Raw genomic sequence first — 21,299 nt, 5'->3', positions numbered from 1 at the left:
TCGTGTATTTTAATCTTTCGTTATGACTATTAAATACTTATTTTTTGAACAAATAGTTCTTGAATTTACCAAAGGCTTTCAATGACCTCTTCAGATCATTTGGATCTTTGAGTCCAGTCCAAAGTCTATGCAGAATGTAGCGTGGCCTCAAATAATACTTCTTTCTGGCATCATTACAGAATTTAACCATGTCTTCCCCGCTAAGATTCGGAAGATCAAGAACAGAATTATGTGTTCCATCTTCTCTGCAGTACTCACTATAACCGGCCTTGATATAACCATTGGACTTTGCCCATCCATATGCCTCTGTTCCCGGATATGGAATAAGCGGGAAGAATTGAGCCGTATCAGTATTAAGCTCTAGTGCCAGGTCCAGAGTTTTCTGCATAGTCTCCTTTGTTTCTCCCTGATTTCCTACCATATAGCAGGCATGAACCAAAAGTCCGGCTTTCTTGGTATTCTTTATATATTCTTTAACCTGTTCGATGGTCGTACCTTTTTTTATGTTATCTAGTATTTCCTGCGTTCCGCTTTCTATTCCTGGAATTACCAGTCTGCATCCGGCCTTCTTCATAAGCTTCATTGTCTCAAGATCAAGAGTATTTACCCTTGCATTACAGAGCCACTTAAAACGTTTACTCATACCTGAGTCAATCAGAAGATTACATATCTCAGATACTCTTTTTTTATCTATAGTAAATGTATCATCTTCGATAACTATTTCCTTCACTTCCGGGAAATTCTCAGCAATATACAAAAACTCCGATACAACATTCTGCGGACTTCTCAAACGATATTTATGTCCATGCATGGTTTGAGGATAAACGCAGAAATTACATCTACAAGGACATCCTCTTCCTGTGAAAATCTGTATCTCCGGATATTCAGCTGCAGCAAAGAAATAGTTTTTATAATCCAAATGCTTTTTTATAAACTCCGCAGCCAGCGGAATCTCATCGAGATCTGTTATATAATCCGCATCAGCATTATGCTTTATCTCACCTGTCAGAACATCCTTATAGCTTATTCCTCTAAGTGCAGCTAAGTCTTTCGTTAATTTTCTTCTAGAACTTTCATATACAGCATCAGCTACATTTTCATCAGTGTTATTCACATTATCGGTATTAACTATTTCACTATTGTCATTTCCGCTCTGGATATCATCTCTATTACCCTTTTTAACAATGTCTTTATCACTACTTATATCAAAATCTACACTTTTTGCATTTTTGTAATACTCTTGGATGATCTCTGCTAATTTTGCTATCGTAAAATCATATTCTTTTCTGGCTATACCATCAACACCCGGGTAGTTTCTTAGCGTTTCATCAGCCGTAGAAGTTGGATGCGTTCCTACCATATATACGAAAGAATTCGGATATTTATCTTTCAGCTTTTGAGCAAAAGCCCCATCACCATCTATTGAAGGTGTACTTGTATCCAAGACGAAAAGGCACTCAACGGTGTTTCCCTGCTGCTTATAACTTATTTCCCTACTATTCTCCGTACAAATTTTCTTACTATCTTCTTTATTAGCTTCCTCACCATTTTCTTGTATACTTACATTGCTTTCGTCTTTTTCTGTTGCATCAGTCGAAAGGACTTTCTCAACAGCTTCCAAGCTCTGCTCAAAGTCCATGGTCTTTGCCGGCGCATCTAAAAAGCTAACATCAAAACCCTTTTTCTCTGTATACGCCGCAGCATAAATGAGCCACAAAGGATAGTAAAGTACACCACTCTTTGCCACTGCCGGACTTCTGGACTCTCTTGAAAATTTACCATATTCCCACTTAAACGGAGGATTTATAAAAACCACTTTCATATTTTGAATTATTCTTTCTATAATATTTGTTCTTAAAACTTTTATATCTATTGTAAATAATTCTAAAAAATAAAGCTAGGATTTGCTCCTAGCTTTTTTGTCTCAATTATTACTGTTGAAAAAGTTCTTACTTATTACTTTCAACCGATAACCTGTTCAAATGTCATACCGGGATCAAATGGAACACTTTCTCCTGCCTTAATGTTTTCTTCTCTGACTATCTGATCACCACACTTTACTACGCAATGATACGAATACATATCAAACAGATTTCCGAAACTATCTGTTGTACACTCATCGATTCTAAAATCCTGTGTATGTGCACTATCAACTATCACCTTGGTAGAATCCGCAAGAAGCATCTCTATAGCATCCGGTAAAACATTATCCTTGATATCTATTTCAAGGACTATTTCCTTATTACCATTATCTCCACTTATAGAAAGATCATTAACAAAACTATATATTTCTTCGTCCTGTAAGCTCTCTATAACATCGTTGTTAAGCTGATCAAAGTCAAATTCATAGGCTTGGTCCTCCGCTGCCTTTGTCATGGAAGGCGTCTCCAGCGGTGAAACATATCTTTTTCCGCAACCCGAAAACAATACTGCTGAACATATAATTACTGAACCTATTAACTTCTTCATATTTCTCCTTATTATCTTTTCATTTCCTGAAAACAAACATGAAGAAAATAATAACATTTTAATCCTATCGAATCAACATTTAATGCTCTTATGATTTTCTAACGATTTTTGAATCTTTACTTACCTTTATTCCCGCAAACATAAATATCATTAAAACCGGTGTGATTATTGGCACTGCGATATTCACGAGAGCCTGACATGCATATGCAAGTACCGCTAGCCCTATAATCTTTGAATATACTCCATCCTTAAACAATTCTTTTAATGCCGTTATCATAAATACAACATATGCAAGTAAACCAAATATACCTATAGTTATGAAATATTCGAAATATTCATTATGTGCACTGTCAAACATTCCGTATCCTGCATTCTGCATTATATTCATAAATCGATCCATGGTTATGATATAAAATGTATCAGGCCCGTATCCAAACAGCTTAGAAATCAAAGTAGCATCATTATGCCAGTATTCCATGCCCAGTCTCCATACGAGACCTCTTCCTGTGCCCCAGGAATCGTTAAATATAAGCATATTACTATAAGGCGCCCATAATTCCGCATGCCAGCCTGTATTTGCAAGCACGAGAACAGTTATAATCGCAGCAACAACCAGTACAATCACGCCGCACCAGGCAAATTTCAGTTTTTTTATAACACTCTTCTCATCCTTTACTACCATCTCTTGGCTTTTGGTATTTTCGCCTGTTATTACAGCCTTTGAACTATTTTTACTGTTATCTGTATTCAGCTTTACAGTCTCCTCAGTATTTATATTTTTCTTGTTGATTTTTTTAGTACCCTTGTGTTCTTTAATAGCTAGACCGAAAAAAAACATTGTTAACACCACAGAAACTACAATTAGCTTTGCAAAGAATTCTTTTCCCGCAAATGTGATCTGAAAACTAGGATCTAGATCATTCATGGTTCCAATCCCGGACAGAGTAATCAATGATGTAATCTTCATAGCAGCAATATATGTTGTAACAACAAGAAAATACTTTGTGACATTTTTGTAGCTCTTCCATAAAAGTAACGGTGCAGCCACAAGAACTATCCCCATTGAAAGCACCGCATTATCACTAAGCCCCATAATATGAGCAAAGCTAGCTATAAGCACCACAATATATGCATATATTGTCGTTCCTAATTTTTCACTGCTGATGAACATCCCTACAGAAACGCCATAGAGTATACCGGTAAATGCTGTATATGTATTGATATTTCCTATTGAAGAAACAAAAGTATATTTAAAAATATCATTTGTACCCTCAAACATTCCATATGTGTTTAAGAAAAAGTTCGATATCCCCCACATGCATACCAATGAAGCAAATCCCATATATGCAAAAATGTGCCATTTCTTAAACTTATAGAATCTGGTCACAAGCCAATAGGCAATATAAAACATTAGCCAAAGGAGAAGACCCTGATATCTGCCTCTGTCTCCCCAAAAGGCTTCATATGGATATTCAGCAAATATGGTTGATATTATCAAGATAAGAAGAAATACTGTTATAGAAATATCTAATGAACCAACTTTTAGAACTTCACATATTTTCCATTTTTTCTTCGCTTCAAAATTGTTTTTCTCTTCATTTGCCTTCTTAGCACCTTTAGTATCAGACATTTCATCCTTATTTAATTTATCGAAATAGCTTCGTCTGATAGCTCCATGATTATAAAGCGCATCGCAAAACAGAAACAACAGTCCTATAATCAAAAAGCCAACGAAATATGCAATTGTCGGTTTCCAAAATATTTTGAAATGAAAATGCAGTACATCGTAATATTTATCATGCATGCAGAGTGGAAATAAACATATATAAAACAATACATAAACTTCCATAAGTCTCTCCGTAATGCCGCCGAACAATTTTTTAATTTGTGCTTCGGTTTTCATCTTATCTTCTCCTTTTATCTTGCCATATATTGTTTTATATTTGCCCATTTTGATTTTCCCTCTATATATTTTAGCCCTTTTATTCCAAGATATACTCTTAATATATGCAGATAGACTATACATCATTTTTTCTATAAAAAAAAGGTTCGAGAAAATCTCGAACCTTTTAATTATTAATCTAGTCTATTACTAAATTAACTCGCTATTACTTAGCCTCTTTCCAAGTAATTGTGTAGCCAGCAAGATCTGCCTTAGCCTGTGTATCCATAGCTGTCTTAAGGCTAGCAAAGTCATGATTTGCCTTGAGCATATCACTAGTAATGCTGAACTTCTTTGTAAGAGTTGTTGTCTTACCGTTCTCTGTCTTTGTAGCAGTGAACTCTACAAAGTTGTCATACTCTGTCTCAGATCTGAAGTACTTAAGAACTGTACCATTTGAATCTACGATATAGTATCCATCATTGCTATCCTTAAGCTTAGCCTTGTTCTTAACCTCAGTTCCTGACTTATTAACAAGTACATAGCCCTCTGTGTTAGCGCCAAACTTGATAGCAGGAGTTGACATATCTACACCAGCATAGTTGTAATCATCATCGTTTGAAGGTGCCATTACAAGACCATTTACTGTGTACTTCTTAATCTTTGTGTTGTATCCAGTCTCACCCTTACCTGTTGTAGTATTGAAGTAGAACTGGCATGTCATATCATCAAGCTCAAGAGTCTGATAACCCTTCTTCATTGAGCCATCCTTCTCCTTATCATTTGAGAAGAAGTAAAGTGCTGAATCAACAGATCCCTTTGAAGATGTGCCTGCAAGAACATTAGCTCTTGTCCAGTCATCAGGATTTCCGAGATCCTTAACATTCTTTGCATCAGAATCAGCTGTTACGAAGCCCTTAAGCATCTTGCCCTTAGCATCGAAAGCGTACTTCTTGCCGTTGATCTTCTTGATCTGATCAGAAACAAGTGAACCACTCTTGTTGAAGTACCACCATGAGTACTCATCATCATCGTAGTCTGTCTTGTCATAGTTCTCATCAGGAATAGCCCATACCCACTTGTTCTTTCTCTCAGAACCATCGCCGTTAAGGAATGAAAGCTCATTTGCAGTTGTGCTTGTTGTTACGCTGCTAGAAGCCTCAGCCCAATCAGTGAGCATATGTCCATCTTCATAGTGGAAGTGATAGTAACTACCGTTAACCTTCTTTCTTCCCTTTCTCTTCTTACCGTCGTTCTTGAAGCTGAACCAGTAAGTCTGAGTCTCATCCTCACCGTCCTTAACCTCGTTATCAGTTACAGTGATCTGAGCCCAACCTGTCTGAAGGTGACCATCGTTCCAACCGTTGAAGAAATAATCTGAATGCTTCCAAGCGTACTCATCGCCATCCTGCTGAGCAACGTTGTCAGCATCGATCCAGCCATAGAGCATGTGACCCTGCTCATCGAATGTGTACTTCTTGCCATCGATTGTCTTGATCTGGCTTGAAGATACCTTGCTGGATGTGTTTGTATAAGCACGTCCGTCTGATCCGAAATAGTACCACCAGTACTCAGCATCAAGATCAGAATCCTGGCTGTCCATAGCTACAGCCTTCCATGTGTTCTTAACCATAGCACCGTACTGATCTACATAGTAGTAACGTGTGTTAGAGTTTGAGTTGTCCTCAATGAGCTGGTTTGTAGCCATAACACCGTCGCTGTTAAGGTAGAACCAATTTCCGTTTGCTGACTTCCAAGCGTCAGTTACCTCTGTACCATCGTTGTTGAGGTATCTCCACTCGCCTGTTGAGTTGTCCCAACCAGCAGCCATAGATACAGCTGAAACGCCGATAGTAAGAAGTGCTGCAGCTGAAAGAGTTGTAAATAACTTTGTCTGCTTCTTCATAATAAATGCACTCTCCTTTTTGTTTTAGAGCTTTTATAAGCTCAATTACGATGGGATTATACCCCTGACTTAATGATTATTCAAGTCTTTTCTCAAATAATTCCCAAGGGATGCACGAAATTTTTTCAATCCCGTTTCGATTACATTCACATAATACAATACCGCCATATATAAGTACATAACTAAATATTTTCTATTTCTTACGCATTTCTTAACCTAAATATTAAACTGGAATTAAGAAAGTCCTAAGAATCTTTCGTTATATATAAAAAATGCGACCACCCCGGCTTAATTACCTGAGTGATCGCTTCAATTTTAATGTTTAGATCTATCAAGAAGGTCCTATACCGGGACCAACCTCCAGTTCCTCAAAATTTGTTATGGATCCGGGTCCTCCTGAATCAGGGGACGATGTGTTGCCGCCACTTGGACCGGCACCTGCATCGTCATCATCGTCGATGAGACCTGGTTCTATCACATCTTCAGAATTTGTTTCCTTCTTTGAGGAAGACTTGGTAGTCTCCTCTGTCGATGATTTGGTTTCTGAAGACTTTGTTTCGTTCTTGTTCTTATCTGAGCTTGTCTCTTCCGAAGCAGGACCATGTTCAGTAGAAGCAGATTCCTTTGTGGATCTGGATGTCTCTACGACATTTCCATCCTCATCGGTCTCTTCTTCAGTCTCCTCTGTGTCTACATCCTCCTCTGCCTCTTCACCTTCTTCAGTCTCGGATTTTTCAGTCTTGGTCTTTGACTTATCAGAGGACTTGACCTTGTTGCCGTCTGCATCTGTCTGATAGATGGTATTGCCGTCTTCGTCAGTTCCCTTTATCACATATCCGTCCTTATCGGTTTCCTTCTGAGACTTCTTGCTGCTGCCTGAGTCCGAATCATCCGAATCGTGGGATCCTTCAGATGTTGTTTCCTTCTTGGTACTTGATGTCTCGTCCCTATGATTAGCATAGTAACCGGAGTCATCCGCGATCTTCTGTGAGTAAGTCTCTACCGCACTTGATACCTTATAATCCTCATCACCGAAAAGTACGCTGTGCAGCCACTTTACATTGGAAGCAAGAGTAACAGGGATAACACAGTCACCCTTCTTGCCCATCATCTGATCCTTGATATCCTTAGGGAAGCCTGCTGACTCCTTGATATTATATCTGGAAATTCCCTTTGCGAGCTCTACGATATCCCCTGCATCGATATTGAATGCCACCTGAGGAAGAACTGTATCTATGATAGATGTAAGTGTGGCAAGATCTGACTTCTTCGCATTGTCGAGACACTGTGAGATAACCTCTCTCTGACGTCTGGTTCTTTCGAAGTCGCTATCCATGTAACGGAGTCTCGCATATGCTACTGCCTGAACACCTGTGAGATGCTGAGGTCCTGCCTTCTTTATATAGTTGGCAGCCGGATTCTTCTCGTTAATGCCTGCCTTTACAGATGTCTCATGGATGTAGGCATTCATATAGTAGAATTCCTTATCCGTGATATCGATATCTACACCGCCCAGCATGTCGATGGTATCCGCAACTGCCTTCCAGTTGAATGTCACATAATTTTCAATGTTCAGATCCAGATTGCTGTTAAGAGCCGCAACTGCCTGCTCGGGTCCTCCGATGGCATAAGCCTCGTTGATCTTTGCATATCTGTTGCTGGAGCCAGTCTTAAGATATGTATCTCTGTATACAGATACAAGGGTCACATCACCGCTAGCCATGTCAACGTTACAGATGATCTGAACGTCAGCGTTTGCTCCTCGTCCTACTCCACCGTCACGGGAGTCAACTCCGAATACGGCTACTGTCCAGTAACCTGACATCTTCTGCTTCTGAGTTATGTCAATGTTGTTGTTCTGAACCTTCGATACATCGAACTCAACTGCCTGAGTCATGTTCATATATCTGTATACCGAACCGAAGCCGAATATACAGATGAGAGTAAGTATCTCCACTACCGCCATAAGAAGGAACTTTGTGCGAACAGCTTTCTTTTTCTTTTCGCGCATCCTTCTGGCAAACTCTATGTCATGTTCCACTTCCGAAGTATCATTCAGTGTGATAACTGATACTTTACGGTTTGAGCCGGTCTGTTTCGGCGAGACTGTCGATCTATCATCACGGGTAACGCGAGGTTCCCCTGAAGAGCTCCCTCTTGCGGCTCCTATGCCTGAGATATCTCCTTTTGATCCGCCTCTTCTAAAGGCTTCATCCGGAACGACTATCTCTTCGTTCCGGATCATCCTCTGGGGTCTCATGGCGCGATCCATGAGCTTGTCTCCCATTTCCTTATCGTTAACTATCTTATCTTCAAGTTCCCTCTGGCGCTTGTCCGCTTCCTCCTGAGAATGCGGGCGTCGGGTATCCTTGCCATTGTCTAATGCCATTTATAAGTCCTCATCTTTTTCATAAAACATCGGCATTTTATCACATATAAACTGATTCGGCAAACTTTATCTGTGCGCAGACTGAATCAGTAGGCATTTTTATTTACAAAGCCTTTAAATATGGTCAAAAACATGATCTTTATATCCAGCTCCATACTCCAGTTCTCGATATACCAGATGTCATAGCGCACGCGCTCATGAATCGATGTATCTCCTCTAAGTCCGTTGACCTGAGCCCAGCCTGTGATGCCCGGTCTGACCTGATGCTTGACCATATATCGAGGTATCTCTTCTCTGAACATCTCTACGAACTGTGTTCTTTCAGGTCTTGGTCCCACGAGGGACATCCTTCCCATAAGCACGTTAAAAAACTGTGGAAGCTCATCTATCGAAGTTCTTCTTATAAATTTACCGATCTTTGTAACTCTCGGATCTCCCGGAGTAGTCCATCCCTTTTTCTCGTCCTCCGGCTTCTGCTCTACCATGGAACGGAACTTATACATCATGAAGGGCTTGTTATGAAGCCCGACTCTTTCCTGTTTGAAGATGATGGGTCCCGGGGATGAGAGCTTGATAAGCGCTGCAACGACAAGCATCACAGGACTGAAGATCACGATTCCAAAAACAGCCCCGATGATGTCGATTCCACGTTTTGCTGCTGCCTTTACAGGGTCTGTAAGGGGAACGTTTCTTATATTAATAACAGGAAGTCCGTCCATATCCTCAGTCACCGGCTTCGAGTGGATGACATTGTTATAATCAGGTATGAACTTGGTGTGTACGCCTGACTTCTCGCAGACCGCAACTATTCCTCCCAGCTTCTCATAGGCTGCAAGGGGAAGTGTTATGGCAATCTCATCTATGGTGTTTCCTGCGAGAATGTTTTCAAGATCCTTTATCTTTCCTACGATCTTTACTCCTTTGTAGGAGGCTCCGGTCTCTGTAATATCATCAACTATTCCGTAAATGTTATAACCCCAGTCAGGGTTTCTTCTACAGGCATCTATGAACTGATCCGACACATCTGAAAATCCGACCAGCATGATATGCTTCTGGTTGAAGCCGTTCCTACGCATCCTCGTAAGGATATATCTGATGCCAAATCTTTCAACGGTCGTCATCAGGATGTTGATGAAGCAGAAGGCTCCGATCATCCTCGTCGAGAAGTTGGCAAAGTATCCTGAACGTCTGAAGGCGAAAAGTACGGACGCAAAAAGCATGAGGCCAACAGCATTAGCCTCAATTATATTTATGAACTCTTTTCTTTTTGTTCTGGTCCTTTTGGGTTCGTACAGATGGAAAACCCAATAAAGGAGCAGGTATCCCGGAACCACAGGGATAAGTGCTCTGAAATAAACATCCGGAGGGAGTACTCCATGACCCTCTGGAAAGATGGGCGATGCTATGAGCAGATACCAGGAAAGAGCGTATGCTGCTATGATGACCATCGCGTCAAGAACCACATGGAAATGGTTTAAAAATTGTTGGTTGTCTTTAATCATAATGGAAGTATACTCTCGTTTTCAGAAATTTCCATAAAAATGATATTAGAATTTTCTTAATAGGTAAGAAAAGAGAAAGGAGGATGCCGAACATCCTCCTTTCTCTTTTATACTATGCCTTCCAGAATATCCATTCTGAAGGGTTCTCCCACCACTTCCTTATCGAGGTTCTTCAATGTGAAGTTTGACTTCATAAAGGTAAGGGCTGGGTTATAATACGGATCTCCGTATCTCAGGCACTCCGGCCAGCGCTTCGCGAACTCGACGATCTCGCTGTTGAATCTCGCCACCTTTTCAGGGGTGTCTTCCATACCGCGGGACTTCGACTCGTAGTGATAAAACTTGGCATATGGATTATATACCACAAGCTTGCCGAGAGCTCTTATCTTCATGCAGAAATCAACGTCGTTGAATGCCACAGCCAGTTCTTCTGTAAAGCCACCTACTTCATCAAAGAGCTTTCTCTTTGTAAGAAGGCAGGCTGCTGTTACGCAGGAATAGTCCTGTACGCACTTCGCTCTGTGCATATAGGAAAGCTCTGCATCGTGGGTACGGACAAATGCTGCTCCGGCGATTCCACCCATTCCCATGATGACTCCGGCATGTTGTATGTCTTCATCAGGATACAGGAGTCTCGCACCGCAGATTCCCACGTCTTCACGCTGCACATAACCTATCATCTCGTCGATAGAATCCGGCTCTATAAGCTCGATGTCGTTGTTGAGGAAGAGAATATATTCTCCTCTCGAGAACTTAACACCGAAGTTGTTGATAGCGGAATAATTAAAGGAACCCTTCCACTTCACAACACGTACTGTAGGATACTGCTTCTGGATATCCTCATAATACTTCCAGGTCTCTTCCTGATCGGAATTGTTCTCTACCACAATGAACTCAAGATTCTTGTAGTTACTGCCTGCAAGGGACTGAATCGCCTTATCGAGATCAGCCGTATGATCCTTGTTAGGGATGATGACCGAGATCAGCGGCTGAGTGTTCTCATAAACCGTGTGATAGAAGCCGTAGGTTATCCCCTTCTCCACCTTCTTTACAGGAAGTCCCAGTCTCTTGCAGTGATCATATACTGCTCTTGCTCCGGCATCAAAGGCATAAAGTTTTGCCTCCGGATGCTGTGCTGTGGACGCCTGATGTGATCTCCAGTGATAGAGAGACTTCTGTATATGACAGATATTCGAGCTGGTGAATCGACCTTCCTTGAGAAGCTTTCTGTCGGAATCACTAAGCTTCGACAGGTCTCCTCCGGTTTTTTCTCTTTCCATCTCCTGAGCCTTTTCGACTGCTCTCAGTATGAGGTCATGGTCCTGAGCTCCGTCATATGCCTTACGCTCGTAAACCTTGTTTCCTTCCTCATCCTCCTCGGCTATAGCCTCAAGTAGCTCTTTCTTAAATGCCATGAGGTGGCACACATAGTTCACAGAACGAAGAAGATCAGGATTGAAATCACTCTTGAAATGAGGCTCGAAGTAGTAGGTGTCCTCAAAATCTATCTTGTCCTCGTCGGAATAGATCATCACTGCATCGGGATGTTCGTTTACAGCCTTCGCGCACTCAAAAAGTGCATTTGGCTCAAGCTCATCATCATGATCTGCGAATACGATGAACTCCCCTTCAGCCATCTGAATGGCGGCATTGGTATTGTCAGAAATGCCGAGATTCCTATCCAGAACCTTGAATCTGAATCTCTGATCTCTGTCGTGGAACTCCTGAAGCACTTCCTTTGGAAGCTTACCCGCTGCATCTGCCTTTCCATACTTATCATATGGAGTCGCATCTGCCACACAGACTTCAAAATTTCCGTAGGTCTGATTCTCTATGGAGGCGAGCATCTTCCGAAGGAACTTCTCCGGTGTCTCATAGACAGGTATCACGATAGAGAACTTCGGCTGAAGCGCAAAGACCGTGTTTCTCTGCTTCTCCAGCTCTTCCTCTGTGACCTTTTCTCTTTTATACCACTCGTTGTAGTCGTAGTCCTCCTGAATGCCCTTTATACGATGCACGGATTTTTTCCAGAGAGCCCGAAAGCCGTGGTCTCTGAAATATTCCCAGGCAACCTCCACGGTCTCCCAATGGAACAGCGCCATGAGCTTTTCTCTTTTTTTATGAGCCACCGAATTGAAGGACTCGAGGATCTGGTCGTTGAACTTTACTTTTCTGGTCTTTCCGTCCACTTCGATGACGATATATCTGGTCTCGCCCTTTTTATATGGCGTGTTAATGTCATAACCCAGTTCTCTTTTGATCGGACCGTGTTCCTTTTCGTAGTCCTTGAAAAAGGCTTCCGCTACTTCATCTCGTCTCACAGATTCGACTACGGTCCCTTCTACGGGTCTTCCTTCTCCATCGAGGACTGTATATTTCACCGGAGTTTCCGGATCTTTGCCGAACGCCCAGCCGAGGAAGGTGATCTTTCCTTCTCTGGATACGGCAACATCTACTTTATAACGCATAACTGAATTTTCTCCGGTCTTATTTCTCTATTCTGGAATTTGATTCATCTTTGAGGGCTTCTTCAGATACCTGATTTACCTGATGATCCGCAAAGCGATTTACGTTCTTTTCCATATCCTTAACTCCGCGGTACTTAGGCGCATCTCCGAAATTGAGACGCTCCTCCTCTACTACCAGCGGTCTCTTCATGATCCTCTGGTTGATGGAAAGGATATACTCTCCCAAAAGTCCTATGAAGAAGATCTGTATGGAGCCCAGAAACAGCATACCTATAAGCATCGGCGCCATACCTGCCGGGAATCTGTCCCACCAGATGAGCTTCATGATGAGATAGATGATGGCGATGGCCATGCTGATGGCACTGCAGATTCCTCCGAAGAACACTGCTACTCTGAGACCCACCTTGGTGTAACTGGTGAAGCTGAGCATGGCGGCATCATAGAGTGAGTACCAGTTGTTGTGAGTTATCCCGGCGCGGCGGCGCGGCTGGGTGTACGGAATCTCCTTTCGACGGAATCCAAGCTCCGCTACGATTCCACGAAGAAACGGTGTAGGGTCGTTCAGATTACGCATGACATTGATAAATGCCTTGTCATACAGTCCAAAGCCTGTGAACTGAGCGATCTGATCTACTGATGACATCTTCTTTATGACTTTGTAGTAGATGCCTCTCAGCCAGTACATGAGCGGGTTTTCCTGTGAACGGGTCTTTACTCCGATGGCTATCTTGTAGCCTTCCTCCCATGCCTTTACGAATTCCGGGATCATCTCAACAGGATCCTGGAAGTCCGCAGCCATGAGCATGGTGGCATCACCTGTTGACTGGAGCATACCGTAGTATGGGCTGTTGAACTGTCCGAAGTTCTTTGCATTGAAGATCGCCTTCACGTCCTTGTCTTCTTCACAGAGTCCTCTCACCAGCTCCCTGGTCTTATCCTTGGAATCGTTGTCTATATAAATGATTTCATATTTGTAGTGAGGCAGTCTTTCCTCAAACATGGCTTTGATGGCCTTGTAAAGAGGCACCACGTTCTCTTCCTCGTTGTAGCATGGAACTACTATGCTGATTGTTTTCAAATTGTTTTCCTCTCAAGATGCATCATCTGATTTATGCATCCTTCATACACTATCTTATCCTTCCGAAAAGCTACACCTTTAGGCATGGCCTCCATCAGGACGCACAGAGTCGATTGTACACTCAGCCAATGAGTTTAGCAAGATATACCGTTCAGCTCAACTGCGATCTTTATGGCTTTCCTGTCTTTCATGTCATATATAGCCTGTTCAATCTTGTCTATTCCTGAATATCTCTCTGTAATAAATACTGACGGATGCAGGTCGTTTTCCCCTATAAGCTTCATGACTCTCTCAAGGTTTTCCCGACCGCCTTTGCTGAGAGAAAACTTCAGAGTCTTTCCTGCCATTCCGCGTCCCATGGAGAATTTAGGTATCTGTATGGAGTCGATAACTGTATTTGTCCTCTTTTTTTCTCTCGGATCATCGGTCTCGGGCGAAGCATTGTCCGGATCCTTCATATCATTCGTGAGATTTCTGTATTCCTCATCCTGTACATCTGTGTCTGCGCCGTAGTACATCACGTTGGCCACAACACCCGTACCGTATTTCACCATATCAACGGCCTGTGGAAAGCTGTAGTCATTGCCACCGCATATGAGCACCTTATCGGCACCTTTGGTTCCTGTCTCCGAAAGCACGTAGTTCACCACAGATGAACCGGTGGAGTTTGCAAGAGGGTGCATGCCTTCAGGGAGGTCGCAGTTCAGAGTCTTGTAATTCAGAACCTCTACACGGCAGTTTCTATCGCTCATGGATTCTGCTATGCGAACGTTGTCTTCTCTGGAGCCTACCGCAAAAATCCTCGATGCTCCTGCAAGCTTACTTCCCATGATGGCAGCAAGACCTATGGCGCCAATGCCCATGACCACCACTGTATCTCCGCTCTTCACTCCGGCTTCTTCAACCGCAGTAAATCCTGTCTGTACTACGTCAACGCACATGAGCGCATCCTCAAGGCTCATGCCTTCAGGGATGTGAGCAAGATTCTTATCTGCATACGGAAGATAGAAGACACTCTGAAAAGCTCCGTCTATGGACTTTCCTATCATGTGAGCGCTGAAGTTGTGCCCCGCGTGGGCATAATTCAAATCCACGTCAGGCTGGCTCCAGTCAGGGGTTATGGCTGATACCGCAACTATTTCTCCCGGCTTAAAATCCTTTACTCCGGTTCCGGCTTTTCTCACTCTGGCTATCACTTCATGCCCCAAAGTAAGATCATCTCTTTTAGGACTTCCCTGCCATATGGTGTGAACATCCGAAGTGCATGGAGATACCAGTACAGGCTCAAGAAGAACCCCATGCTCCTCCAGAAGCTTCGGTTCTGCCTTATCTATATATGCGATTTTTCCTCTTCCCTTTAAAACAAGTGCTTTCATTATTACTTCCTGTCATTAAATCATGTATTCGATATTCTTACTTAACCGGGAACACCGGGGCAATTATATCTATTTGCATAAACCATCTGCAAAAAATTTTATCAGTCGGCTGCATATTCCTCTATCTTGTCGGTCTTCAGGACAAGTATCTTTACATCTTTTCCGTATTTCTCGCTGATGATGGAGGCGATCTCGTCTGTGTATCCCGGAGCCACTATAAGTATCTCATCCACCTTTTCTTCGTGGAAATGTTCCGGCGAAACGATAGGTATATGTGATGCAGGCGCGTATCTTCCCTGCTTGAATTTCGCGGAATCGATGATGTACTTCACCTTTCCTCCGAGCTTTGTGGTCGCAGCAAGAGTGAAGCCCTGATGACTGGCTCCCCAGACAGCCATGGTCTTTCCGGCCTCTGTGAGATGTTCTATATGAGCATTGACCTCTTTATCCAGTCTTTCGTAGCTTTCCTTCAATGCAGATACATCGATAAGTGCTCCGTTATAGCAGAGCTTTGTAAGCTCCTCCGGCTCAGCCTTTTTCACTATTATCTCGATGGTATCTCTGTTCACTGTACGCATCTCGAGCACTTCGAACCCGTTATCCTGAAAGAGCTTTTGAAGCGTAAACTCAGTATAGTTCGCTATATGATCACGAAGAAGCTCATAGTATCCGTTGTACTTAAGGATGTACTCGAAGCTCGGAACAGTGACCAGTCCAAGGGCCTTCTCTTTCAGATTCTTTCTGATGTTCTGCAGCATATCCTTTGGATTCGGCTGATGCTCGAGGAAGTTGAACTGTACAAAGGCGTCGAAGGGTCCGTTTGGAATTTTGTAATCCCCTTCAGCAAAGCCTTCGACAACCTGATAATCGATCCTGTCCGAAGCTTTAGTTCTTCTGATCCGGCTATCACTATCTGATTCGGCTGTCTCTTCTTTTGATGTCATAAACGTATTTCCCATATCCTGACACTCTGTCTCAGTTCGGATCTTTTCAGCTTCTTCCACCAGCTCCTTCTTGTGCTCGATTCCCGTAAGTCTGATGGCTGCTGCCTTTGGCTGTCCAGACAGCGGGTCCTTCTCCCTGTCACCGGAAAGAGCCTTGGCTCCATCCTTATCCTCATCGAGATTCTGCCACATCCTCAGGAACTCGCCTCTTCCGCAGCCCACTTCCACTATATTTCTGCCTTTGATCCCATACTCCTGCATATACTCGAGAAGCCTTGCGTACTCCTCATGCCTGAGCCTGGTCATAGTTCTGGTGCCGCCTCCGGCACGTATAACATCCTTATAATATTCAACCGGCTCGCAGTCGAACTGTACGAGACCGCATTCAGGGCACTGACAGAGATCAAGTGTAACAGGATGATCGTCCTTCAGCTCAGTTTCATTCGGTATATTCTGTGCACTTGCAGGCATGTTCTCAACCGTCATAAGCTTCTTTATTTCATGCCCGCAGGCTATACATTTCATGTTCATATCATTCTCTCTATTCTTCTAGTCAAAAGCCCTGACAGCGGACGAAAATCCGCCATCAGGGCTTCATTAATCTTACTTTCAGCCGGCTTCAAGCTCCATGCGCTTCTTTTCAACCAGCTCACCGATTCCATCTTCAAATGAGATCTCCTGCTTGAATCCAAGCCTCTGCAGCTTAAGGATCTCAGGCGACATGCTGAAACCGCCCTCAGCGTTGTTGCTTCGCATGCCAAATTCAAGCTCCGCTCCGCCACCGGCTATCTCATTCATAGCCTGAACATACTTTTTCAGCACTCTGGAATCGCTTCCTGCTATATCATATACATCTGTGCGTGTATCGTTTGATTCAATGAGAATGCTTATGGCTCTGGCACAGTCACGAACCTCAAGATAGTTCCATCTCTGTACGCATGGTCCAAGTACTACAGGAGTCTTCTTGATGGAGCCCTTAAGTACCGTGTTGACGAGACTGGTCTTGTGGTCTCCGTCTCCATACACGCTGAAGATACGCATATGGATGAACTGCATGGCATCCTTGTCATAGATCTGACCAAGGAGACTCTGCTCTGTCGCCCAGCGTCCGAAGGCACGCTTTGCTTTGCCATATGGACTTATAGGTCTCGGAGAGCGGTGATTACCGTCTCCATACTCCGCCTGTGAGCCTGCAAAGATAAACTTCTTTGCTCCCAGGAGCTTCGCCATGATATAGGCTTTTTTAGCATTTTCAATGTTCTGAATCTGAATGTCTGTGTTCTCTCTTCCCGCAGATCCGATGCCATCCCAAGCGAAATGGATCCACGCGTCGATGACCTTGCCGCCGTCTCCCGACTTTTCAACAAACTCGGCAAAATGCTCCTCGCCACACTCTGCATCCGGCAGCTCATCAAAATCCATGTAGACTGTCCTGTAGTTGGAATACTTGGTTATACCTCTTTCATCCAGAACAGCTTCGTTTTTACTTCCGGGTCTTACTGCCCCGATCACCTCATGATCTTCCCCTAAAAGCTGGAGTGCTGTATATACACCAAGAAAACTGGTGACTCCGGTAATAAGTACTTTCATACGGTGTTCCCCTCTTCCCTATACTCTAAGGCTTATTGCCTACCCCTAATAATACCCTTTTATATACGTTTGACAAGCATTATTTTGTTCATTTCGTCTTCTGAAAGGTAAGGGGCAAGATCCTCAAGCGGAGGGCTCACTATACTTCCGTCCGGAAGCTTTTTGGCAGCCGATTTAGGCAGGAACTGCTGAGACATGGTCACCATTATCTCGCAGATAACAGGTCCCTCTGTTTCCATGGTCTTTTTGAATGTCTCTTCCAGATCCTGGTTGCGGGATACTCTCATAAACGGATAACCATAAGCCATTGCCAGCTTCTCCATATCCGGGAAGCTAAGGTCATTTATACCCTCTATACCTGAGTCAACACCTATGCCCACCAGAGGCTCTCCCTTGAAGAGGTTCGTCTGGGTCTGTCTGATGGAGTGGTATCCTCCGTTGTTTATGACAAATATCTTTATCGGCATCCTGTGGCTTATGATGGTCTGAAGCTCCTGCAGATTCATCTGAATGGAGCCGTCTCCTGTAAGAAGGATTATGTCATGCTTCTCGTATGGAGGATAGGTCTCGTCTTTTCCTGTCCAGTACGGATCATGTATCTCTGCCTTAAGTCTTTCATCCTCTGTCTCATAGTAAGAAGGGTCATCCTTTGAATTGACCGCATGAACAGCCACTGCCGCACCTATGGCTGCAGGAAGTCCGTATCCCATGGAAGCCACGCCGTCCTGTGAGATAAATCTGGTTCCGTTCTTGATGATGTAAGCCTGTCCTCCTGCAACACAAGGGGAGCCGTTTCCTACCACTGTGACCTGTCCCGGCTCTGCCAGACGGGAAATGATATCAATTACGGCATAGACATTGGCACGATTCTCAGGATCATCCTGCCTGTCAGGATCTTCACTGTTAGGTGTAAAGTGCTCAGGAAGCACTGTCGGATAGTTCTCTCTATAGAAGGCGCAAGTCTCCAGCCAGCTGAGACGAAGCTCATCTTTTCCGGCACAATTGTCACGAGACTCTCCGGTCGCAGTCTTCTGAGCCCACTCACCATCTGCTACAGCCTTTGCCTTGTCGTTATGGCATATGCTCTTTGCATCTTCTCTGAGGATGCCCTTTCCGCCCTTGAATAACGGTTCATCTCTGGTTATGCCCATCTTATCAAGCTCATGGAGGAGCGCCTTGAGAAGAGCTCTCGCATCCGCATGGATCGCCATGTCGCAATGAACAGAAGGCTTCTTAAGTTCCTCTATATCTATATCGTTGACGATAACGTAAGCATCTCTCGCCCAGGTTTTGAAGTTATAACCCACCTGACGGATGTTGAGTCTGGAGCCGATACTAAGTATAAGGTCTGCATTCTGCACGGAAAGGTTTCCCGGACGGTCTCCTCTTCCACCGGGACGTCCGGCATAAAGCGGATCTTCTGTCGGGATGATGTCAGGTCCGTTCCAGCCGACGACCACAGGAATGTTAAGTCGATGTGCGGCCTCAAGGAACAGTGTTTCCGCTCCCGCGATGCGGATTCCGTTTCCTGTATAGAATACAGGACGCTCTGCCTCACGGATCTTCTCTATGATCTTCAGCGGTACAGATGGATCCAGTGCCGGAACCGGCTTCTCACGATTCCCGGTGTCACTGTCAGCCGGTATCCGATGAGAATTTTCGCCACCGGCTGCCCAACCGTCACCACCTGCCTCGTAATTCTCTCTGTCAAATCCTACGAGATCATCTGTTTCAATGAAGCTTCCCTGTACATCTACGGGGATATCCAGCCATACAGGTCCCGGACGGCCGGTCTGTGAGAGGTAAATGCATTTTTCCACTGCATAGCGCACTCTCATAGGATCACTGAGCATCTCCGCATACTTCGTCATGCAGGATATGGACTTAGTGATCTCAAACTCCTGATCTCCCATGGCACGAAGGCGTGTTCCGTTCTGCTCTTCTGCCCATCTCGCTGTATTGTCATAGCGAACCTGTCCGGAGACAACGATCATAGGGATGGAGTCAAGCCATGCTCCGAGGACTCCTGTGATGGCATTGGTTCCACCGGGACCGGAAGTCACGCAGAGAAGTGCCGGTCTGTTATAGATACGGGCATAGGACTCTGCTGCCATGGCGCATGCCTGCTCATGATGCTGGTAGAGGGTGTGCATGCCCTTTTGATGTCCGAAAGCATCGTTGAGATGCATGGCACCGCCTCCTGTGACTGAGAAGTTCTGGGTTATGCCGTTCTCCACAAGTTTTTCTGATATATACTTAGCTACTTTAATTTTCATTATCTTTACCTTTCGCACTGAATACTGACATCTGCTATAGCTTCACGTCAGCCTGCCATCATTCTATTTTTGCACGACTCTAAATTAAACCGGCTTTTATTTTAGCCTCACAGCACATGTTCTGTCACTATCTTTATGGCGAGAAGCCCCAGAACAGCCATGATGGATGGGCGTACGACCTTGATCCCGTTCTTCATCACGAGGCCGGAGCCTATGTAGTTACCTGCCATGTTGCAGAGTGCACAGGGAAGTCCCACTGCAAAAAGTACCTGTCCGTTAAGGAAAAAGATAATAAGAGATGTGATGTTGGTGGTCAGATTTATCGCCTTTGTCTGCCCGTTCGCAGTCTTTACTCCAAGCTTTGCAAAAACTGTAAATGCGATAATAAGGAATGTTCCTGTGCCGGGACCGTAAAAACCGTCGTAAAAGCCTATGACCAGAGCGGCGATCACAGCAGTGATATATGTTTTTTTGTCAAGTTCCACTGTCGTGCTTCCGTTATCCTTAAAGATCTTTCTGTTCAGTACTATGAATGCAGTGACCGGAAGTACCACAATGAGTATATATATAAGAACCTTTTCAGGGATCACGAGGCTTAATCTGGCGCCGAAGGATGAACCTATGACGGCGGCAATTATAGACGGTACAGCAATCCTCCAGTTGACAAGTCCTTCTTTGATAAATCTCACAGTTGAAACAGTTGTTCCGCAGGCACTTGAAAGCTTGTTGGTGGCTATGGCTGTATGTACAGGCAGTCCCGCAAGAAGATAAGCCGGCAGAGAAATAAGCCCCCCGCCTCCGCCTATGGAATCAACCAGACCTGCCAGAAACAACAACGGGCAACAAATAAGATATGTAAACACAGTAATAGTCATATTTCAGTTTCCTTTTATAGCTTCCTCTAATATTTTTTCCTCTTAGTCTATACCTTTTTCGTAAAAAGACAAACAAAAACGCAATTGTTAAATTATTGGGCTATTGCTATAGATTTAATAACAAATATCTTTTGTTCAAATTTTAAAAATCAACAAAATATGGATATATTTTGCGCAATTTGCTAGTTTCTTATTTTTTGCCTCAGAATTCAGATTTTTAATAATCCAAGGCTTGCATTGCCTTTGCCCGGCTGTTAAATAATTAACTTTTCGGTCTTCAATGCTGAATTTCACATTTTACTTTGCTTCATTTTGTGCCATTTTTTACCCATATTTACTCCCCTTAACAGTTTTTGATGCTTTTTGGTGATGTATTCCACCCCTAATCGCACATTATTGGCATTCTCATATAGTTTATTTCCGGTCCCTTAGAAAATCGGCTTCAAAATGCAATATTCTTTATGGAATTAATACTCCCATTCAAAAAAACGCCTTTTAAAAAGGGAAACCTGTACCGGCTGAGTTCCGGATGTAATTTCTAAAG

Annotated in this window: 13 protein-coding genes; all 13 read right to left on the bottom strand. The window is 43.6% G+C overall.

The window, feature by feature from the left end:
- Nucleotides 1-37 precede the first annotated feature (37 nt).
- Entirely contained in the window at nt 38-1,822 is a 1,785-nt protein-coding gene (locus BXO88_RS01240) for a B12-binding domain-containing radical SAM protein (RefSeq protein ID WP_242945122.1), read from the bottom strand.
- 140 nt (nt 1,823-1,962) lie between these two features.
- Nucleotides 1,963-2,469, bottom strand: a complete 507-nt coding sequence (locus BXO88_RS01235) for a hypothetical protein (protein WP_078035949.1) — start codon at nt 2,467-2,469, stop codon at nt 1,963-1,965.
- Nucleotides 2,470-2,557: 88 nt separating this feature from the next.
- On the bottom strand, nt 2,558-4,420 hold the full coding sequence (locus BXO88_RS01230; RefSeq protein WP_168171585.1) for an O-antigen ligase family protein: 1,863 nt from the start codon (nt 4,418-4,420) through the stop codon (nt 2,558-2,560).
- A gap of 157 nt (nt 4,421-4,577) precedes the next feature.
- A complete protein-coding gene (locus tag BXO88_RS01225) occupies nt 4,578-6,257 on the bottom strand; it encodes a hypothetical protein (RefSeq protein ID WP_078035947.1) in 1,680 nt (559 codons plus the stop codon).
- 331 nt (nt 6,258-6,588) lie between these two features.
- On the bottom strand, nt 6,589-8,646 hold the full coding sequence (locus tag BXO88_RS01220) for an LCP family protein (protein WP_078035946.1): 2,058 nt from the start codon (nt 8,644-8,646) through the stop codon (nt 6,589-6,591).
- Nucleotides 8,647-8,732: 86 nt separating this feature from the next.
- The gene (locus BXO88_RS01215; RefSeq protein ID WP_078035945.1) at nt 8,733-10,148 is read right to left on the bottom strand and encodes an undecaprenyl-phosphate glucose phosphotransferase; all 1,416 of its coding nucleotides are present in this window, start codon (nt 10,146-10,148) and stop codon (nt 8,733-8,735) included.
- Between the two features lie 107 nt (nt 10,149-10,255).
- The gene (locus tag BXO88_RS01210; RefSeq protein ID WP_078035944.1) at nt 10,256-12,616 is read right to left on the bottom strand and encodes a glycosyltransferase family 2 protein; all 2,361 of its coding nucleotides are present in this window, start codon (nt 12,614-12,616) and stop codon (nt 10,256-10,258) included.
- A 19-nt stretch (nt 12,617-12,635) separates the two neighbouring features.
- Nucleotides 12,636-13,694: a glycosyltransferase family 2 protein gene (locus BXO88_RS01205; protein WP_078035943.1), complete on the bottom strand. Its 1,059-nt coding sequence runs from the start codon at nt 13,692-13,694 to the stop codon at nt 12,636-12,638.
- A 134-nt stretch (nt 13,695-13,828) separates the two neighbouring features.
- The gene (locus BXO88_RS01200) at nt 13,829-15,070 is read right to left on the bottom strand and encodes an alcohol dehydrogenase catalytic domain-containing protein (RefSeq protein WP_078035942.1); all 1,242 of its coding nucleotides are present in this window, start codon (nt 15,068-15,070) and stop codon (nt 13,829-13,831) included.
- 101 nt (nt 15,071-15,171) lie between these two features.
- Nucleotides 15,172-16,545 (bottom strand): methyltransferase domain-containing protein, encoded by a 1,374-nt coding sequence (locus tag BXO88_RS01195; RefSeq protein ID WP_139355466.1) that lies wholly within the window; start codon nt 16,543-16,545, stop codon nt 15,172-15,174.
- Nucleotides 16,546-16,623: 78 nt separating this feature from the next.
- Complete coding sequence (locus BXO88_RS01190) at nt 16,624-17,604, bottom strand: NAD-dependent epimerase/dehydratase family protein (RefSeq protein WP_078035941.1); 981 nt, start codon at nt 17,602-17,604, stop codon at nt 16,624-16,626.
- Nucleotides 17,605-17,663: 59 nt separating this feature from the next.
- Nucleotides 17,664-19,880, bottom strand: a complete 2,217-nt coding sequence (locus tag BXO88_RS01185) for a thiamine pyrophosphate-binding protein (RefSeq protein WP_078035940.1) — start codon at nt 19,878-19,880, stop codon at nt 17,664-17,666.
- Between the two features lie 107 nt (nt 19,881-19,987).
- Complete coding sequence (locus tag BXO88_RS01180; RefSeq protein ID WP_078035939.1) at nt 19,988-20,755, bottom strand: sulfite exporter TauE/SafE family protein; 768 nt, start codon at nt 20,753-20,755, stop codon at nt 19,988-19,990.
- Nucleotides 20,756-21,299: the final 544 nt, after the last annotated feature.

The organism is Oribacterium sp. C9, assembly GCF_002007235.1.
Lineage (GTDB): Bacteria > Bacillota > Clostridia > Lachnospirales > Lachnospiraceae > Oribacterium.
The sequence above is the reverse complement of the archived record's forward strand: the minus strand, read 5'-3'. Positions and strand labels throughout refer to the sequence as shown.